The sequence below is a fragment of the Romboutsia sp. 13368 genome (assembly GCF_018336475.1).
Taxonomy (GTDB): domain Bacteria; phylum Bacillota; class Clostridia; order Peptostreptococcales; family Peptostreptococcaceae; genus Romboutsia.
In genome coordinates, this window is sequence record NZ_CP048741.1 from 913951 (window position 1) to 914241 (window position 291).

Here is a 291-nt window from a genome sequence, read left to right on the forward strand (position 1 = left end):
GTTTTCAAATGAAGTAGATACTGAACATTCTATAACAAGTAATATTGTAACTTGTTTTTATGAAGACTCTAATGGAACTATATGGATAGGGACAGACAGAGGAGTTAATATATTAAATGAGAATACTATATTCAATGAAATATATTTAAATGATAAGAATATAGTAAGTACATTAGTTGTTAATAATCAAATATGGGTAGCTACTAAAAGACAAGGGATGTATATATATGATTTAGAAAATGAAAATTTAATAGAGCATTTTAAAATAAATAATGAATACATAAGAAAAAT

The 291-nt window shown here is 23.0% G+C and carries 1 protein-coding gene (only partly in view); it reads left to right on the forward strand.

Translation table 11 applies throughout. From position 1 onward, the window contains the following. Window positions 1–291, forward strand: part of the annotated coding region (locus G3997_RS11800) for a two-component regulator propeller domain-containing protein (protein ID WP_442971236.1) (this coding region is incomplete at its 3' end). The annotated region extends 143 nt beyond the left edge of the window; 291 of its 434 annotated nt are in view.